The 16559-nt window shown below is 58.0% G+C and carries 15 protein-coding genes; 8 read left to right on the top strand and 7 right to left on the bottom strand.

The features are described from left to right. Window positions 1-2: 2 nt before the first annotated feature. Window positions 3-1340 carry an aspartate aminotransferase family protein gene (locus ABWV47_RS04950; RefSeq protein ID WP_353308970.1) on the bottom strand — a complete coding sequence of 446 codons (1338 nt, stop codon included), beginning with the start codon at window positions 1338-1340 and terminating at the stop codon, window positions 3-5. Between the two features lie 79 nt (window positions 1341-1419). Between ABWV47_RS04950 and ABWV47_RS04955 the strand changes: the two genes are divergently transcribed. Genes ABWV47_RS04955 through ABWV47_RS04985 form a run of 7 tightly spaced genes read left to right on the top strand, consistent with a single transcriptional unit; the run spans window position 1420 to window position 7919 of the window. Continuing rightward, window positions 1420-2586, top strand: a complete 1167-nt coding sequence (locus ABWV47_RS04955; protein WP_353308972.1) for a CaiB/BaiF CoA transferase family protein — start codon at window positions 1420-1422, stop codon at window positions 2584-2586. Beyond that, window positions 2583-3461, top strand: a complete 879-nt coding sequence (locus tag ABWV47_RS04960) for an SMP-30/gluconolactonase/LRE family protein (RefSeq protein WP_353308975.1) — start codon at window positions 2583-2585, stop codon at window positions 3459-3461. The genes ABWV47_RS04955 and ABWV47_RS04960 overlap by 4 nt, the downstream gene beginning before the upstream one ends. 4 nt (window positions 3462-3465) lie before the next feature. Then, complete coding sequence (locus ABWV47_RS04965) at window positions 3466-4365, top strand: dihydrodipicolinate synthase family protein (RefSeq protein WP_353308978.1); 900 nt, start codon at window positions 3466-3468, stop codon at window positions 4363-4365. Beyond that, window positions 4362-4646 (top strand): (2Fe-2S)-binding protein, encoded by a 285-nt coding sequence (locus ABWV47_RS04970; RefSeq protein ID WP_353308980.1) that lies wholly within the window; start codon window positions 4362-4364, stop codon window positions 4644-4646. Before ABWV47_RS04965 ends, ABWV47_RS04970 begins: the two co-directional genes overlap by 4 nt. Next, entirely contained in the window at window positions 4646-6046 is a 1401-nt protein-coding gene (locus tag ABWV47_RS04975) for an FAD-dependent oxidoreductase (RefSeq protein ID WP_353308983.1), read from the top strand. Before ABWV47_RS04970 ends, ABWV47_RS04975 begins: the two co-directional genes overlap by 1 nt. After that, window positions 6043-7146: an NAD(P)/FAD-dependent oxidoreductase gene (locus ABWV47_RS04980; protein ID WP_353308986.1), complete on the top strand. Its 1104-nt coding sequence runs from the start codon at window positions 6043-6045 to the stop codon at window positions 7144-7146. The genes ABWV47_RS04975 and ABWV47_RS04980 overlap by 4 nt, the downstream gene beginning before the upstream one ends. Then, window positions 7143-7919, top strand: a complete 777-nt coding sequence (locus ABWV47_RS04985; RefSeq protein ID WP_353308989.1) for an SDR family NAD(P)-dependent oxidoreductase — start codon at window positions 7143-7145, stop codon at window positions 7917-7919. The genes ABWV47_RS04980 and ABWV47_RS04985 overlap by 4 nt, the downstream gene beginning before the upstream one ends. Window positions 7920-8168: 249 nt before the next feature. Here the strand turns inward: ABWV47_RS04985 and ABWV47_RS04990 are convergent, their stop codons facing one another. Genes ABWV47_RS04990 through ABWV47_RS05015 form a run of 6 tightly spaced genes read right to left on the bottom strand, consistent with a single transcriptional unit; the run spans window position 8169 to window position 15342 of the window. Then, window positions 8169-9833: a sulfatase-like hydrolase/transferase gene (locus tag ABWV47_RS04990; RefSeq protein WP_353308992.1), complete on the bottom strand. Its 1665-nt coding sequence runs from the start codon at window positions 9831-9833 to the stop codon at window positions 8169-8171. Next, entirely contained in the window at window positions 9833-11386 is a 1554-nt protein-coding gene (locus ABWV47_RS04995; protein WP_353308995.1) for a tripartite tricarboxylate transporter permease, read from the bottom strand. Before ABWV47_RS04995 ends, ABWV47_RS04990 begins: the two co-directional genes overlap by 1 nt. 9 nt (window positions 11387-11395) lie before the next feature. Continuing rightward, window positions 11396-11824 (bottom strand): tripartite tricarboxylate transporter TctB family protein, encoded by a 429-nt coding sequence (locus tag ABWV47_RS05000; RefSeq protein WP_353308997.1) that lies wholly within the window; start codon window positions 11822-11824, stop codon window positions 11396-11398. 57 nt (window positions 11825-11881) lie between these two features. Further along, window positions 11882-12829 carry a Bug family tripartite tricarboxylate transporter substrate binding protein gene (locus tag ABWV47_RS05005; RefSeq protein WP_353308999.1) on the bottom strand — a complete coding sequence of 316 codons (948 nt, stop codon included), beginning with the start codon at window positions 12827-12829 and terminating at the stop codon, window positions 11882-11884. A gap of 12 nt (window positions 12830-12841) precedes the next feature. Beyond that, window positions 12842-13816, bottom strand: coding sequence for an MBL fold metallo-hydrolase (locus tag ABWV47_RS05010; RefSeq protein ID WP_353309002.1), 975 nt, complete (start codon window positions 13814-13816; stop codon window positions 12842-12844). Between the two features lie 50 nt (window positions 13817-13866). After that, window positions 13867-15342 carry an FAD-binding oxidoreductase gene (locus tag ABWV47_RS05015; protein WP_353309005.1) on the bottom strand — a complete coding sequence of 492 codons (1476 nt, stop codon included), beginning with the start codon at window positions 15340-15342 and terminating at the stop codon, window positions 13867-13869. A 126-nt stretch (window positions 15343-15468) separates the two neighbouring features. Here ABWV47_RS05015 and ABWV47_RS05020 point away from each other — a divergent pair, with 126 nt between their 5' ends. After that, complete coding sequence (locus tag ABWV47_RS05020; RefSeq protein ID WP_353309008.1) at window positions 15469-16134, top strand: GntR family transcriptional regulator; 666 nt, start codon at window positions 15469-15471, stop codon at window positions 16132-16134. Window positions 16135-16559 lie beyond the last annotated feature (425 nt).

Here is a 16559-nt window from a genome sequence, read left to right on the forward strand (position 1 = left end):
GTTTAGCCCCCCACCACGTCAGTGACCGCTTGCACAAGAGCGTCAAGGATCAGATCAATCTCGGCCTCAGTCGATGTATAAGAGGGCGCCAACAAAACGTGATCGCCGTTTAGACCATCAATGCACCCCTGCGACGGGTAGGTCATGACACCGCGCGCCTTTGCAGCCGCCCCGATCTTGAGCGCGATCCCCTCAGCCGGGTCAAATGGTGCCTTTGTTGCCCGATCTGCGACCATTTCGATGGTCCAGAACAGCCCGCGCCCGCGAATGTCCCCCACATGAGGGTTCTGTGAAAACGTCCTGCGCAAGCCGGCCTCCAGCTGATCGCCGCGCGTCACAACGTTGTCCAGCAATTCGTCTTCTTCGATGACTTGCTGCACGGCCAAAGCCCCAGCTGTCGCAATCGCATGAGACATATAGGTGTGCCCGTTCCAAAGCTTGCCACTGCCTGCTTGGATCACATCAACGACGTTTTGCGCGGCCATCACGGCGGCAATCGGCTGAAAGCCCGCACCTAGCCCTTTGGCCATTGTGGTTAGATCGGCAGCGACACCTTCTTGCTCCAACGCAAATGACGTGCCCGTCCGACCCATCCCGCTCATCACCTCATCGGCAATGAAAAGCACACCGTGTTGATCACAGATCTCCCGGATACGTTGGAAGTAACCCGCAGGTGCAGGCTGGGTGCCCAAAGACGCCCCAACGACAGGCTCGGCAACAAAGGCCATCACGGTCTCTGGCCCCAACCGCAGAATTTCGTCTTCCAGCAGGTTTGCCATACGCAGAGCGAAATCTGCTTCGCTTTCTGAAGGACGCTGCAAACGATAGGGATACGGCGCGTCGATATGAGTGACATCAATCAAGAGCGGCGCAAACGGCGCGCGCCGACCCGCGTGCCCCCCTGTCGCCAGTGCCCCAAGCGTATTTCCGTGATAACTGGGCTTGCGGGCAATGATCCGGCGGCGCTCTGGCTCACCTTTCTCAACACAATACTGCCGCGCCAGCTTCAATGCGGCTTCCATCGCCTCAGAGCCAGAGCCAAGATACATCACCCGCCCAGCGCCTGTTCCTTCGGGCGCGCGCGCCACAAGATGGGCGGCCAAATCCTCAGCCGGTTGATTGGTGAACGATCCGGTGTGTGCAAAGGCAAGCTTATCAACCTGTGCCTTGATGGCGTCCCGGACCTTAGGGTGATCGTGACCAAGACAGGACACCGCCGCCCCGCCACAGGCATCAAGATACCGCTTACCCGCTGCATCTATTAGGAAATTCCCATCCCCAGCGACGACGACCGGCAGTTCAGAATTGAGGTCTCGGTGAAAAATGCTGCTTTCGGCCATGGTTCTCACATCTTTGTCTTGTATATAAACTCACGTTTTGTATATTAGACAAAACTCCATTTCGCAAGGCTTTACTGACGTGACAGGCGCATTGAACGGCATAGTTGTTTTGGACATGACCCATGTTCTGGCGGGGCCATTCTGCACCTACCAGTTGGGATTGCTGGGCGCCGACGTGATCAAGGTCGAGGACCCGTCCAACCCGGATTGCGCCCGGGGCCGTGGCCCAGATGACGCGCTGAACGCTGCGGGGCTTGGATTGAACTATCAGGTGCAGGGGGCAAATAAGCGCAGCCTCGCCCTCAACCTGCGCAGCACTAAAGGCATTGATGTGCTGAAATCTCTGGCTGAAAAGGCCGATATCGTGGTGGAGAACTTCACCACGGGCGCCCTTGCCTCGCTTGGAATTGGTTACGAGGTTTTGGCCGATATCAACCCACGGCTGATCCACTGCTCGATCACCGGATATGGTGACACCGGCCCCCAAGCCGCACATGGCGCCTATGACAATGTCATCCAAGCGACCAGCGGCACCATCGGCCAATGTGGCGGGGTTAAGCCCGGGGTTTCCTTTGTCGACTATTCAACCGGTTATGCTGCTGCCTTTGCCGTGACCGCCGCCCTGACACAGCGCGAACGGACCGGGCAAGGCACGCATATCTCTGTCTCCATGCTTGAAGTCGCCATGCAAATGATGGCGCCCGAAGCAGCGGCCGCCCAAAGCCCTGCGACAGCCAAACGTGGCAAAGAGCCCGGCATCGCGAGCTATGACACGCAAAACGGCCAACTGATGCTGGGCGCGTTCCACCCGGCGCAGTATCGCAAGCTTGCCAAACTTCTTCAGAGATTGGGTCATCCCCTACCCGCATTGGCCGATATCTATGACTGGCGCGACGTTTGGGCCATCAGCGCTGAAACCAAGTCAGTCCTGCGCGACATTTTCATGACCACCGACGCAGAGACATGGGTCACCCATTTGCGCGCCGCTGATCTGCCTGCGGAACGGGTCAAGACTTTGGCCGAGGCTGTCGACCTGCCCCAACTGGCTGCGCGCGGCTTTTTCCAACCCAACCCAGACGACGATAGTACAGCTCTTCCCACAACGGCCTTCCACATGACCGGCCAGGGCACCAAACTGCATCAAGCGCCCCCAACGCTGGGCCAGCATTCCCATGCTGTGCTCACCGGGATGGGGCTGGACGCGCACCAAATTGACCAGCTTTTTGACGCAGGAATTGTGACATGACCCACCTTACCGCGACCCTCTGGAGCGCTTTACCAGATGACATGCACCATCGCGGCGAACCTTCGGCGTGGGCCAAGATGACCCGCCCCGATCAGCCGATGCATTCGTTCTTGGAGGCGGCGTTCTTTGACGAGAATGGCAATCTCTGGCTGTCGGACGTGCCTTACGGTCGTGTCTTTCAGGTGTCGCCTTCGGGCGACTGGACCCAGATGCACCAGATTGATGGCGAGCCCCACGCCATGCGCCTCGCCCCCGGCGGGCGGCGAATTGCGGTGGACTACAAGCATGGCCTAATTGAGCTGACGGGCGACACCTCCTTTGAAGTTCTCAGCGCAGGCGCACCGACACCCTTCCTTGGCCTGTCAGACATGACCTATGGCCCCGACGGTGCTCTGTGGTTCACGGACAGTGGCCGCACCAGCCTGAGCAACCCGCGGGGGCGGGTCTATCGCTGGCAAGATGGCGATCTGCGCCTGGTGCTGGACTGCGTTCCCTATTCCAATGGCATTGCCGTTTCACCGGACAATGCTTGGGTCTACGTCGCCGCGACCCGCGCCAACCAGGTTTGGAAATTCTCAACCCGCCTGCCAGACACAGGCATGCCTATGGTGGGCACCTATCTGCAGCTGTCTGGCGGCCTTGGCCCGGATGGGTTGGCTTGCAACAGCCATGGTTGGCTTGCTGTCGCCCAGGCCCAGGCCGGGCGCGCCTATGTGTTCGATGCTGTGGGCGACCTGCTCGCTGAGATACGCCTTCCCCGTGGGTTATGGACAACCTCCGTCACGTTCGACCCAACGGACCCAACCCGCCTTTTCATTGTGGACGCCCAATTTGGCTGCGTCTTCACCTGCCAAATCCCGGCTCCAAGGACCTAATCCCATGCAAAAAGAAGACCTTCACGGCTATGTTCCCGCCATCGCGACGCCTTTCAATGAACGCGGCGAAATCATGGAGGACGCCTTTGTCGATCTCTTTGAATTCCTGCTGTCGCGCGGCGCAACCTGTATCTGCATCGCTGGTGACAACGGAGAAAGCTGGGCGCTGAACGCCGAAGAACGCGGCCGTCTTGTCCGCCTTGCCAAAGACACCGCCAAGGGCCGGGTACCGGTCATGATGGGCATTTCGGCCCCCACTATCGACGCCTCGCTTGCCTATGTGCGCGCGGCCGAAGACAACGGTGCCGACGTTCTTTTGTCGATGCCACAGACCTATGTTCTGAAAGCCTCCGAAGCAGAACTGATGGCACGTTTTGACAAAGTCTCAGCAGCCACCAAACTCCCGCTGGTTTTGTATAATTCACCCCGACGCATGGGCTTTTCCCTGACCATCGACCAAACCGAGCGGCTGTTGGAAAACCACAACGTCATCGGCATCAAGGAAAGCCAACGGGACTTTTTCTATCATACACATTTGCTGCACCGCCTTGGTGACCGTCTCTCGGTGATGACTGGCCCCTGCCATTATATCCTCCCCGCCTTTGCCCTTGGCGCGAAAGGCTTTATCGCGACGGGTCCGGAATTCACTGACCTGCTGCCGTCTGAGATGGCCGCTGTTGGCAATGGCGCACCGGATGACACCTACCGTCACGCGCATCACCAGCTGACCGTGCTCTATGAACTGCTGATGGGCACGGGCACTTGGCCTGCCTCCTTCAAGGCGGCTCTGAATTTGATCGGCCAACCCGCCGGCGTGCCCCGCGATCCCGTCATGCCTTTGGCAGAGGCCGACATCGACAAGATCAAACGCACCTTTGACGATCTGGGCATTTCCTACAAATGATCCGACTGGTCCCCAACTACACAGCCCAGATCAAGCGGTCTGAAACGGTGACCTTCACCTTTGATGGCACGCCGGTTCAGGGCCACAGGGGGGAGACACTGGTATCTGCCCTGATGCGGGCGGGGCATTTGAACCTTCGTGAAGCCCCCAACGACAGCGCCCCGCGCGGAGCGTTTTGCTGCATGGGGTTGTGCCAAGAATGCGCCGTGGTGGTTCAGGGCCAAGTTGTCGAAGCCTGCCGCACAGACGTGTCGGCAGACCTTGTGGTTGAGAGGGCCTGATGTCTGATCTCTACGACATTGCCGTAGTTGGGGCGGGCCCCGCCGGAGGCAACGCCGCCGTGGTCGCCGCCCAAAGCGGTGCGCATGTCGTGATGCTGGATGAACAACCCGCGCCCGGTGGGCAAGTTTGGCGGGGGAAATCCTCCAGCATCTTATCGGCCCCCGCCACGCCGGAAACAACAGCGGGAAATGCCCTGCGCACCGCGCTTTCCGAAAGTGCGGCCACCCATCTGGCCGACACCCGTGTCTGGGACATTCGCCGCGACGGGGATCGTTGGTCCCTGCAAATTCTGCGCAACAGCGCGACCGAGCAACTGACCTGTCGTTCCTTAGTCCTTGCGACCGGCGCGCGCGAATATGTGCAACCGATCCCCGGCTGGACGACGCCCGGTGTAATCGGTTTGGCTGGGGCGACGTCGCTGTTCAAACAAACGCTTTCCCTGCCCGGCAAACGCACCGTGGTGAGCGGGACTGGCCCTTTGGTGTTCTTTGTCGCCAGTGAAATACGCCGTTTGGGCGGAGAGGTGGTTGCTGTTGTCACGCCAAATTCTCGCGCCGAATGGGCCCGTGCCACACCATCAATGATCGGACAACCCAAACTGCTGGCCCGTGGTGCATTTTGGATGGCCGACCTTATGCTGGCACGTGTCCCAATCTTGTGGGAGCATGCGGTGACCGAAGTCGCGGGCCAAGACCACGTCACCGGCATCAAAACCACCAATCTAAAACGCGCCGGATCAGGACCGAATTTCGACGCAGATAGCCTGTGCCTCGGCAACGGGCTGATCCCTCAGATCGAGGCCTCGCACATGCTTGGCGTGGCAATCCGGAATGATCCAACCTTGGGCGGTTGGGTCCCGATCGCAGACCCCGACGGGGTGACTGCGGTTGACGGCCTGTACCTATGCGGCGACGGCTGCGGCATTCGCGGCGCAACCGCTGCGGCCCTGCAAGGAGCCTTGGCAGGCGCTCGGGTTGCCCGTGACCTCGGGCTTTCAGCCCCCACGCCGTCCCTGCGCCCGTGGCAACGGGCCGAACGGTTTGGCCGTGCGATGACCGCGCTCAGCATGCCACGCGCCGACGTACAGGCCCTCACCACGCAAGACACCATCCTGTGTCGCTGCGAGAGCCTGAGCCGCGCCGACATCAGCGCCGAAGTTTCCAACGGCGCCAACAGCACCAACGCCGTAAAGTCAGGTCAGCGCGCAGGCATGGGCCCCTGTGGCGGCAAATACTGCCAAACGGTGATTGCGGCCCTGATCGCAGCCCAAGCGGGCAAATCCACATCAGACGTCCCACCGCCAACCCCGCGCCCCCCCCTGCGTCCTGTGCCCTTGGGACAAGCCGCTGGCGATTTTGACTATGACGACCTGCCCATCCCAAAACCGGCGCCGCTATGACCGCTGACACCACATATGACATCGCCATCATTGGCGGCGGCATCATGGGATGCGCAACAGCGCTGCGCGTCGCTGATGGCGGCATGTCCGCAATCGTGCTGGATCAAGGCGACCTTGGCCAAGGGGCATCAGGGGTCAACGCGGGCACCCTGAGCCTGCAAATCAAACGTGTGAAACTGATGCCCTACGCGCTCAAGGGGCATCATCTATGGGAAGAGATGGGGGACGCGGTCGGCTTTGCGAAAACCGGCGGCTACACGCTCGCGTTCAACGCCCGCGAGGCTGAAATGCTGCACGAGCGTCAGACTCTTAAGGCCAATGCCGGCGCCCCCATCGAGTTTGTCTCAAACAACCGCCTACGCGCGGCAGAGCCAAACCTGACCCAAAGCGTTGAGGCCGCAAGTTTCTGCTCCGAGGACGGCTATGCCAATTCCTCGCTCACAGGACAGTATTATCGGGGCAAATTGCGTGACGCAGGCATCCCCTATCGTGAGGGCTGCGCGGTAACCGCCATTGATCAGGACAACGGCTTCCGCCTGACCACACCCCAAGGCCCGATCCGCGCAAACCGCATCCTTCTGGCGGCGGGCGCGTGGCTGAAACCCTTGGCTGCCCTGCTGGACGTAAATCTGCCCGTGAATGCGCGGGTCAACACCGTGTCTGTCACCGAACGCCTTCAGCCCCTGATGAGCAGCGTGATTGGCCATGCCACGGGCCTCTTGACCATGAAGCAAAAGGCCAACGGCACCGTCTTGGTCGGTGGCGGCTGGCAAGGACTGGGCACCCCACAAGACGGGCGCGGCACCGTTGATGCCCAGTCGGTTAAGCCCAACCTCGCCTTGGCCCAATACGCGGTGCCAGCATTGGCCAAGGCACGCGTCTTGCGCAGCTGGACAGGGTTTGAGGCCAACGTGCCAGACTTCTACCCTCTTGCGGGGCCTTTGCCCGGCGTGCCCCACGCCCACGTATTGGGCTGTGTCCGCGGCGGCTACACCATCGGCCCCTATATCAGCCAGCTGATGGGCGACTCCATTCTAGGGCGCGAGCCCGAAATGCCTCTGTTTGATCCGGGGCGCGACTTTGAAAAGGACACCATATGACACATGATCCAGCCCGACTGGACGGTAAGCTTGCCGTCATCACAGGCGGTGGCAGCGGTATTGGCGAGGCAACAGCCCACGTCTTCGCAAACGCAGGCGCAACCGTTGTTGTCGCCGGACGTCGGTTAGAACCACTGGAAAAGGTTGCGAAGGCCGTAGGCGGGCACGCAATTGCCTGTGACGTGTCTGACCAATCAGATGTGCAAATGCTATTTGCCCAAGCCAAAGAAATCACCGGCAGCGTCGATGTCCTGCTGAACAACGCGGGCGGCCCGGGCCCGATCGCACCGGTCGCCGAAGTCGATATGGGCGATTGGGTCACGTGCATGAACATCAACCTGGTCGGGGCGATGTACTGTCTCCAAGAGGCCGCCAAGATCATGACCGCGCAAAGGTCCGGTTCCATCATCAACATGTCATCGCTGATGGGCATCCAAGGCTATCCGATGCGGTCCGCATATGTGGCGTCAAAATTTGCCCTGATCGGGATCACTGAAACCATGGCCCGGGAATTGGGGGCTGTCGGCGTTCGCGTCAACGCCCTGATGCCCGGCGCCGTTTCTGGTGAAAACATGGATCGTATCCTCGCCCGCCGTGCTGAGGCCGAAGGCCGCCCCGCCGCTGAGATCGAAAAAGAAAACTACACCGACGTGGCCGCGCTCAAGCGCTGGGTTGGCCCCGAAGAAGTCGGCCGCGCGGCGCTCTACTACGCTTGCGATCTGAGTTCCGCGATCACGGGTGACAAAATGAAAGTAGATTGCGGGCGCTTCTAGTCCCGCGACAATGCCTTTGGAACAGAGGAACGGTGAACGTCGCAACCTCGGCCCCTCCAGTGCCCCATGATTGGTGCGCGACAAGAACCGCGTTGCCCAAGAACCGGTTTGGCAGGTCGCAATTGATGATCGCCGGGGGGACGACGACGGAGTGTCTGGCGGCCCGTGTTTCGCGGCCTAGAGTTGCGAAACACGCATCCGCCTCAAACATAATACACAGGTGATCGCTGGCCTCGCCAAGCCGCGTCGCTAGATACCCCGCACGGGGGGAGCCCTGCGATTGCGATACTTTTCGGTCAGGTCGGCATCCGCATCGTCCTCACCATAAGCTCCCAAAATGACACCCTTGGTGCTGCGTTGGGTTCGGGTCCGGCGCAACGCCTCGTTGGTGATTGTGGTGCGCTGAGAGGGGCGACGCGCCCAGGTATCCAGCGCTGAGGATAGGCGCGCAACGTCTTCTTGATAGTCCACGCTTTCGCCCAAATCGGTCAACTCATCCGGGTCGTTTTTAAGATCGAACAAGATGGGTCGGAGGCCTCCGCCGAATTCTATGAGCTTGAAGCGCTCATCGGTCACCATGAACAACCGCGCCTCAGCCGTGTCCAGATCAAGGCGTTTGGCCAAAGGCGTCATCGAGTAGTCATATTCGCAAAAGGCGTAGTCGCGCCCTTGGTCCTGACCACGCAACAGCGGCAACAGCGACGCCCCCTCTAGCACATGATCAAGCTCCGCCATTGAGCCACCGGCCACCTCAACAAAGGTCGGCGCAAGGTCGATCAGTTGCACCAGCGCATCCGATGAGGTGCCACGGGTCGCATCAGCCTCAGCTGAAGGATCATAAACGATCATCGGCACCCGAACAGAGGTGTCATGGCAGAACGTCTTTTCGCCCAGCCAGTGATCACCCAGATAGTCGCCGTGGTCCGAGGTCACGACGATCATCGTGTCTTCCATCCGCCCGGTGCTTTCAAGCCAATCAAACAGAACGCCCATTTGGTCATCGCATTGTTTGATAAGCCCCATGTAGGCGCCCAAAACCTTGTCGCGTACGTGATCCTGAGAGAACGCCTGCCCAACCGGTGCCTTCATCATCCCCCCGAAAACGGGGTGGTTGGTGTCGCGTTCTTCATCGCTGCGCACCACAGGCAGGTAATGCTCAGGCCCGTACATGTCGTGATAGGGCGCGGGTACGATATAGGGCCAATGGGGCTTGATATAAGACAGGTGACAACACCACGGCGCATCGCCACGGCTTTCGATAAACGCCATCCCGCGACGGGTCAGATAGGGGGTCTCGCTATCATCTTCGATGATATTCGCCGGTTTGTCGCTGTTTTCCATGAACCAGCCCGACAGCACATTGCCCGCCCCATCATTGGCGGAGTTGGCATAGTCATGCCAAGGGTTATCGCCCTCGTAGCCTTTGTCGCGCAGGTAATCGTTATACTTGAGCGCCCCGCCATCGTCATAGAACCCATCCGGCCCCTCAGGGCGCATTCCGTCATCCCGTTCGAACACGTCAAAGCCGCATTCCGACACACGGGCACCGATCACACTGTCCGGTTCCAGACCCAACCGCGCCATGCCTTCGGCGTCCGCCTTCATATGGGTCTTGCCGACCAGCCAACACTCCATGCCTAGGTTGCGCAGATGGTCTCCCATGGTGCGCTCTCCAACCTTGAGGGGCACGTTGTTCCAAGAGGCGCCATGGCTGTGCACATAGCGCCCTGTGTATGTCGACATCCGTGACGGCCCGCACAGGGGCGACTGGATATAGGCCCGGTCAAACCGCACTCCCCGTGACGCCAACTTGTCAATGTGGGGCGTGTGCAGGTGCGGATGACCGTAGCAACTTAGGTAGTCCCAGCGCAGCTGGTCGAACATGATGAACAGAATGTTCTTGGGTTTTGCCATTATGGGTTTTTCTGATCCAGGGTTTCGCCGTCCGGCACACCAAGGTTGGTTGTATCAGCGACAGCATTTGTGCGCTTAGAAAGGAACCAGAAAACCGATAGCGCAGACAAGACCAAAAGCGCCACAGCAACGGGACTTGTGTAGATGTTCAGGAGGTTTCCGTTCAACAAGGCGATCGCCTGCGACAGGGATTTTTCAAACTGCGGCCCAAGGAAGAAGGCAATGATGAAAATGACCATCGAATATCCGAAGCTGTGCATCAACAATCCAAAAACCGCAAAAATCAGCATCACAGTCACGCCGAATAGACCATTGGTCGCCATCGAAACGCCCACAAAGCAAAGCAGAAGCGCCGATGAAAAGATAACGGCTTCGGGGGCAGAGACAACTTTGACCCAAAGGCGCAGACCGGCCTGTCCGACCCATAGGTTCACAAAGTTCGCCATGATCATGGCGCCGAAAAGCCCATAGACCAGACGTCCTTGGTTCTGAAACAAGAGCGGGCCGGGCTGCATACCGTGGATCATGAAGGCACTAATGATGAGCGCCGCAGTGACGCTTCCCGGGATGCCAAGCGTCAGTAGGGGAATGAGATTTGCACCAACAACTGCCGAATTGGCAGATTCCGTTGCCGCAATGCCGTGTAGGTTGCCTTTGCCAAAACTGTCAGGATCTTTTGAGGCGGTTTTTGTCATTGCATAAGACATGAACGCCGCTGCAGTTGACCCGATGCCAGGCAACGCGCCAAGGATCGTGCCAATCGTTGCACCGCGCACCATCGTATAGCGACAAGACCAATACTCGGCCCACGACACCCGGCGATCCTCTGGATTGCCACTGTCTGGTGGCAGAAAGCCTTGTCCAGCCGAGTTGTGGCTGTCAGACATGCGCCGCAAAATCTCTGAAATCGCCAACATGCCGATGGCCACAGATGGCAACGCAAGCCCGTCAAACAGATCCCAATAGCCGAAAATGAGGCGGGGGGTGAAATGCTCAGGATCGGTGCCGATGAACGAAAACATCAACCCCAAAGCCGCCGCGATGACTCCTTTGATCAACGACTCGCCCATCAGGCCTGAGATGATCGAGAACGCGAATACCATCAACGCAACGATCTCAACCGGCCCCATCTTGAGCGCGAGGATCGCCAGCGGAGCCGAAACCGTGATCAAAACGATGTCGCTGAACGTATCGCCGGTGACGGACGAAAAAAGCGCCATCTTCGTCGCCTTAAGCGGTTTGCCTTGCTGCGCGAGCGGAAAGCCGTCCATGGCGGTCGCGGCTGCGTCCGGCGTGCCGGGCGTATTCATCAAAACCGCTGGCACGGCTCCCCCAACAAGCCCGCCTTTGTTGACGCCCACAAGAAAGGCAATGGCTGGCAAGGGGTCGAGCCCAAATGTAAAGGGAATGGCAATGGCCATTGCCATAACCGGACCAATGCCCGGCACAGCGCCAACAAATTGTCCGAGCACAACGCCGAACACGACAAACAGCAGGTTTATGGGGGTAAAAACATCCCCAAAGCCTGCCAGAATTATTGAGAAGTCTACCATATCGGTGTCCTATCCGGGCAGGGCCCGCTCCAATAGCTGAGTGACAAGGACCCAAATCGCGGCCGGGATCACCACAACCCCCAACGCCAACCAAAGCGGGCGACGTTCGCCAATCATGATCATCAGGATCAGCGCAAGAACGGGGGCGACATACATGAAACCGACCAAGGTCATGGCGTAAATCGCGACGCCCAAAAGGGCTACGTAGATCGTCGCTTGAATGAAAAACCGCGCGTCCGGGGCTTGGTGGGTTGTTGGTCGAAGGACCAATAAACTGCCGCACACTGCGATCACCCAAGATGTGACGTTGGGCATTGTCTTGGGGGATAGGTTCCCGCGATCAACGTCTTCAACATACTCAGGAATAACAAAGAAAAACATCGCCAAGCCAAAGAGCAGAAAGAAAGCTCCGGTCAGGCGGTCCGTTGTCATGTTCATCTGGTTCCCCTCCCCGTGGATGGTGCCCCGTCGCAGTCTGCAGCGGGGCACTGAAGTTTATTTAGCGAACAAACGCTTGGCGTTTTCAAGACCATCTACCATCATCATGCGCGCACCGTCGGGGCCCATATTGATCGGATCTCCCTGCACGGCATTCCGAACGATCTCAGCGATTTGTGGTGACTGAACCGCGCTGTCGATTGCGGCTGCGATAGCCGCGGTTGCCGCAGGATCAGAGCCCCCTTTCATAGCAAGAAAGAACACAGCATCGACAAAGGCGTCCACACCGGCCTCGATGAATGTCAGCGTTTCAGGCGCATAGCTCAGACGCGACTGGTTGGCACTGGCGATCACTTTCATGTCGCCGGATTCGAGATACGGGAAGTGCTCCCCTGAAGCGAACCCCGCCAGAACCTGTCCCCCCAAGATCAAACGGATCACTTCGGCACCGCCGTCAGCAGTCACCAAGTTGAAGTCAACGCCCGTCTCACGTGTTGCGGCATTCATCATCAGCACCTGTGGGGGCGCCATCGTTGCCACCGGCATGTTGCCCTGCTCTTTTGCGTAAGCAATCATGCCCTGCAAATCGTCGAAGGGAGCGTCGGCACTGGCGACCAAAGCCAGTTCGGCCTTGGCGATTGTGCCGAGGTAGTCAAAGCTGTCGATGTCAAACGGCAACTCATCACCGCGCTGCACCAACTGAACCAACACAGGAATGCCAACCCCCATACCAATGGTATGGTCATCTGCTGGACGCTGCGACAGGCCTGTAAACATGGCCACGCCACCACCGCCGGGACGGTTTTCGACAATCACATTCCAACCGGTCTGATCTTTGATGACTTCGGCCAGGACCCGACCCATCGTATCGGTTGATCCCCCTGCCCCAAACCCGATCTCGATCGTGATCGGTTTGCTTGGCTCCCAATCCTGAGCGGCAACCGGTGCCCCCAGAGCGATGAGTGCTGCTGTGCTGATCGCCTTTAGTTTTGACGTAAGTTTCATTCGTTTTCCTCCCTAGTTTTCGTCTTTCGTTTGCTTACCTTCTTCGATGGCCAAACGTTCAACGGCACCCGCGCGCAAAAACTCAATTTGCGAAATGAGTCCGTCCGGGTCGACCATCACGTTGGTTTCTCCTTCCGCCCGAGCGGCAATGGCCTGGCGGTCCTCATCAAGATTGTTGGAAAAACCATGGGTTGTTAGGTGCACGTCAATTCCGATGCCCTCCGCTTCGGTCAGGGCACGCACACGGTCGAGGCTTTCGATGAAAGCTTCAACCTGCGGCGGCCCTTCAATGGCGTTTAGCCCGAGCCCACCGATCGTAATGGCGCGGTAAGTGTCACCCGCATCCATTACATCGTAAACAAAAGAGGCTGTGCCCCAAGTGTGACCGGGCGTTTCGACAACGGTGAACGTGTTGTTGCCGAGGGTGACCGTATCACCATCAGCGACAACCATTTCTGGTTCGATCATGTCCCATGCGCGAGGGCCTGCTTGAGACGCCTTGGACGACTCAACCGCTTCGTCCCAGCCTTCTTGCGTCATCACGAAAGTGGCGTTTGGCAACAGTGCCTTAAGAGCGGCGGCACCAGCCACGTGGTCAAAATGACCATGGGTCATGAGAACATATTTGATGTCCGCCAAATCGGTGCCCGTCTTGGCGATATTGTCCAAAAGTGTCGAAGAAAAAGGCCCATAGAGCGTATCGATCAGGACACTGCCTTCGTCGGTGTGAACCAACCACGACGAAACCCAGCAGATCCCCACATAGTCGACATTGTCAAACGGGGACCAAGGCTCAATGTACTGCGCATCCGGCGTGCTCAACCAACGGCCCAGATCCGGCGGCATCTTCCCGGTTTTGCCAAATTCCACAAATCGCCCCAGAATTTCGCCAGACGGGCAACCCTCAAATAAGTTTTGCGCGAAGGTCGGCGTGCCCAGCCCCATCGCGAGTGCAACAAAGAGACCTTTGGTCATCTCCTTTTTCATCGTATCTCCTCCCATATTCCGCGCCCTGTGCCAAAGCGCTGCCAATCCGCTCACTCTGCGGGTATCAATTTGCCTGGGTTCATTAAGCCATCCGGATCAAGCGCACGCTTTATCGAGCGCATCGCGACCAACTGACTGTCTTGCTTAAGATCGCGCATCACACCAAGCTTGCTCTGCCCAATCCCATGCTCTGCCGAGAACGAGCCGTTCAGCTGCATCAACAGCGAAAAGGCCTTCTCCTTCGCACGATCTAGGGGCAATTCTGCCCATTCGTTTCCAGGGGCCGCGCTTAGGGCGTAGTGCAAGTTTCCGTCACCAAGATGACCCACCGTGAGGGGATGAAACCCCATCTCAGACACGTCAGCATCCATTGCCTCCACGAATTCAGCCACAGCGGCCAAGGGGAGAGAAATATCCATGTGATAAGCCGGGCCATTCTCGGTGATGGACTCAAGTATGGATTCTCGCATGGACCACAAGTCGATACGCTGCTGCTCAGACTGAGCAATCATAGCATCAAGGACGATCTCTTCTTCCATCAAGTCCTCTAGCGCCGCGAACACCATACTTTGCAGCCGTGTCTCTCCGTCTTCACCGGTGTCCGCGTCGTCTTTGCGGCTTGACGCCACCTCAAAGAACATACCTGTTTCGGCGGGCGCCTCTAGAGGGCGACGTGTCTCGGGAAATGCCCTGCAAATAACATCAACTGCGGCAGCTGGCATGTATTCATAGGCTTCGACCCCGCCGCCAGTGCGATCCTGCAAGGCATTCAGCACCCTTGGTGCATCTTTCAACGCAGCAAGAGATAGAAACCCGGTTGTGCGCGTTAGAGGCAATGCAGACAGCTTGAAGACCGCCGCGGTAATAATGCCCAGCGTTCCTTCGGCACCGATTAGCAAGTCCCTGAGATCATATCCCGTGTTGTCCTTACGCAGCCCAGTCAGCGAGTTGAACACTGAACCATCAGGCAGCACAGCTTCGATGCCAATGCAGAGTTCGCGGGTCGTGCCGTATTTCACGACGTTTGAGCCACCCGCATTGGTCGACAGCGCTCCCCCGATCATGGCGCTGCCTTGGGCACCGAAAGTCAACGGAAACACCAAGCCAGCACTCAGGGCGTGCTCTTGCGCGGTTTGAAGAACGACGCCCGCCTCAAGCGTGATGGTGCGCGCGCTCTGGTCCAGCGAGCGAACCGCGCTCATGCGCTCCAGCGAGACAACGATGCCTTCGCCTTCACTGACCGGAACGCCACCTCCGCAAAGACCGGTGCGCCCCCCAACGGGGACAATTGGCGCGCCATAGCTACGGCACAGCTTTATGACTTCTGCCACCTCAAGAGTGTTCTTGGGCCTGACAACGGCAAATGGCATTGCTGAATACTGCCCTGTCCAATCTGTGCCGTAAGGTGTGGCCAGCTCCGCCCCTCCCATCATGACATATGATGAACCGACGACCTCTTCGAGACGCGCCAACAGCTCTTCCGGCGATCGCATCGTTAAGCCCGGGGCCACATACGCATCCCACATTGACTGTCCTCCATCATCAACGATTCCAAAACTACCATGGTACATTGTGAGCCCGCCTGTCAATTGACTTCTACCATGGTAGAATGGTACTTGAGGAAACCCCTAAAAATCATCATTCGTGGGCTCATGAACAAATACTCTGAGCAAAAATCCGTGACCGAGTTGACCGCGGAAAAGATTCGCGAGGCGATCATTCTGGGATCGTTTCCACTTGGGACGAAGCTGTCAGAACAGAAGTTGGCCGATCTCTATGAGGTCAGCAGATCGCCCGTCCGCGAGGCATTGGTGCTGCTGCAGATCGAGGGCCTTGTGAGGATCTTCCCGAAACGGGGATCCTTTGTCTTTTCGCCGGATGAACGGACGATCGTAGACCTCTGCGAACATCGCAATGTCTTGGAGACAGTATCACTTAAGCTGGGAATTGAGCGCAACCATGCCAGCCTTTTGAGCGGCTTGGAACTGGGCATTGATCAGATGCAAACCGCCATTGAGACCAAGAACACGAAAGACTATTCCCTTGGGGATCTAAAATTTCACCGCACAATCATTGCAAGCAGTGGCAACAGATCCATGATTGCTGTCTACGAGACCACGATCGGGAGGCTCATTGCGCTGAGAACCCATTTGTTCACCGTCAGTGGCGTTCAGACCGACCGCTCCATGAGCGAGCATATTGAGATTCTCAGAGCCTGCGAGAAGAAAGATATCGCAAGAGCACAAGCCATATGTACTGAGCATATCAATCATCTTGCCGAACATGTCGCCGACGCAAATCTAAAGTCTACTTTTTGAGTGCGCCCAACTGAAACGCCTCGATCGCGCCCCCCCCGGTTCTTTAAGTGTCGCTAAGCCCTCAATGCACGCGACCATTTTGCAATCATGCGAAGATGTTTCGTTTTCCCGCCCCGCCCTGTCAGAATTCTGAAAATGGTCATCCAAACGAAATTGCCCTGACGCAAATGCGCCGTGGAACGGGCTGGCAATTGGCCCCACACGCTCCTAAGCCCAACCACCAATTCGGCTTCTTTTGGCGCCTCGCCAGTGACAGAAATTGACACCGCCGTTGACAATAAACTCTGCATTGTCCGAACGCCGATTGGTGCCACCGCCAAAAACCGGCTGTTTTGCTTCCAAAATTTGAATATGATCGTTATCTATCCATAACCGTATCTAGATGTATGATGGGTTGAATACATTGGATAACCAGAGCCCGTCGG

It is taken from the genome of Shimia sp. NS0008-38b (genome assembly GCF_040370365.1).
In the GTDB taxonomy this organism is placed as follows: Bacteria; Pseudomonadota; Alphaproteobacteria; order Rhodobacterales; family Rhodobacteraceae; genus Shimia.

Coding starts and splice junctions, on each gene's coding strand:
- ABWV47_RS04975 (WP_353308983.1), top strand. CDS start 4,646: ATGTCTGATCTCTACGACATTGCCGTAGTTGGGGCGGGCCCCGCCGGA.
- ABWV47_RS04950 (WP_353308970.1), bottom strand. CDS start 1,340: ATGGCCGAAAGCAGCATTTTTCACCGAGACCTCAATTCTGAACTGCCG.
- ABWV47_RS05005 (WP_353308999.1), bottom strand. CDS start 12,829: ATGAAACTTACGTCAAAACTAAAGGCGATCAGCACAGCAGCACTCATC.
- ABWV47_RS04965 (WP_353308978.1), top strand. CDS start 3,466: ATGCAAAAAGAAGACCTTCACGGCTATGTTCCCGCCATCGCGACGCCT.
- ABWV47_RS04985 (WP_353308989.1), top strand. CDS start 7,143: ATGACACATGATCCAGCCCGACTGGACGGTAAGCTTGCCGTCATCACA.
- ABWV47_RS04990 (WP_353308992.1), bottom strand. CDS start 9,833: ATGGCAAAACCCAAGAACATTCTGTTCATCATGTTCGACCAGCTGCGC.
- ABWV47_RS05015 (WP_353309005.1), bottom strand. CDS start 15,342: ATGTGGGATGCGTATGTGGCCCCGGGCTTAACGATGCGATCGCCGGAA.
- ABWV47_RS04995 (WP_353308995.1), bottom strand. CDS start 11,386: ATGGTAGACTTCTCAATAATTCTGGCAGGCTTTGGGGATGTTTTTACC.
- ABWV47_RS05020 (WP_353309008.1), top strand. CDS start 15,469: ATGAACAAATACTCTGAGCAAAAATCCGTGACCGAGTTGACCGCGGAA.
- ABWV47_RS04960 (WP_353308975.1), top strand. CDS start 2,583: ATGACCCACCTTACCGCGACCCTCTGGAGCGCTTTACCAGATGACATG.
- ABWV47_RS04980 (WP_353308986.1), top strand. CDS start 6,043: ATGACCGCTGACACCACATATGACATCGCCATCATTGGCGGCGGCATC.
- ABWV47_RS05000 (WP_353308997.1), bottom strand. CDS start 11,824: ATGAACATGACAACGGACCGCCTGACCGGAGCTTTCTTTCTGCTCTTT.
- ABWV47_RS04970 (WP_353308980.1), top strand. CDS start 4,362: ATGATCCGACTGGTCCCCAACTACACAGCCCAGATCAAGCGGTCTGAA.
- ABWV47_RS05010 (WP_353309002.1), bottom strand. CDS start 13,816: ATGAAAAAGGAGATGACCAAAGGTCTCTTTGTTGCACTCGCGATGGGG.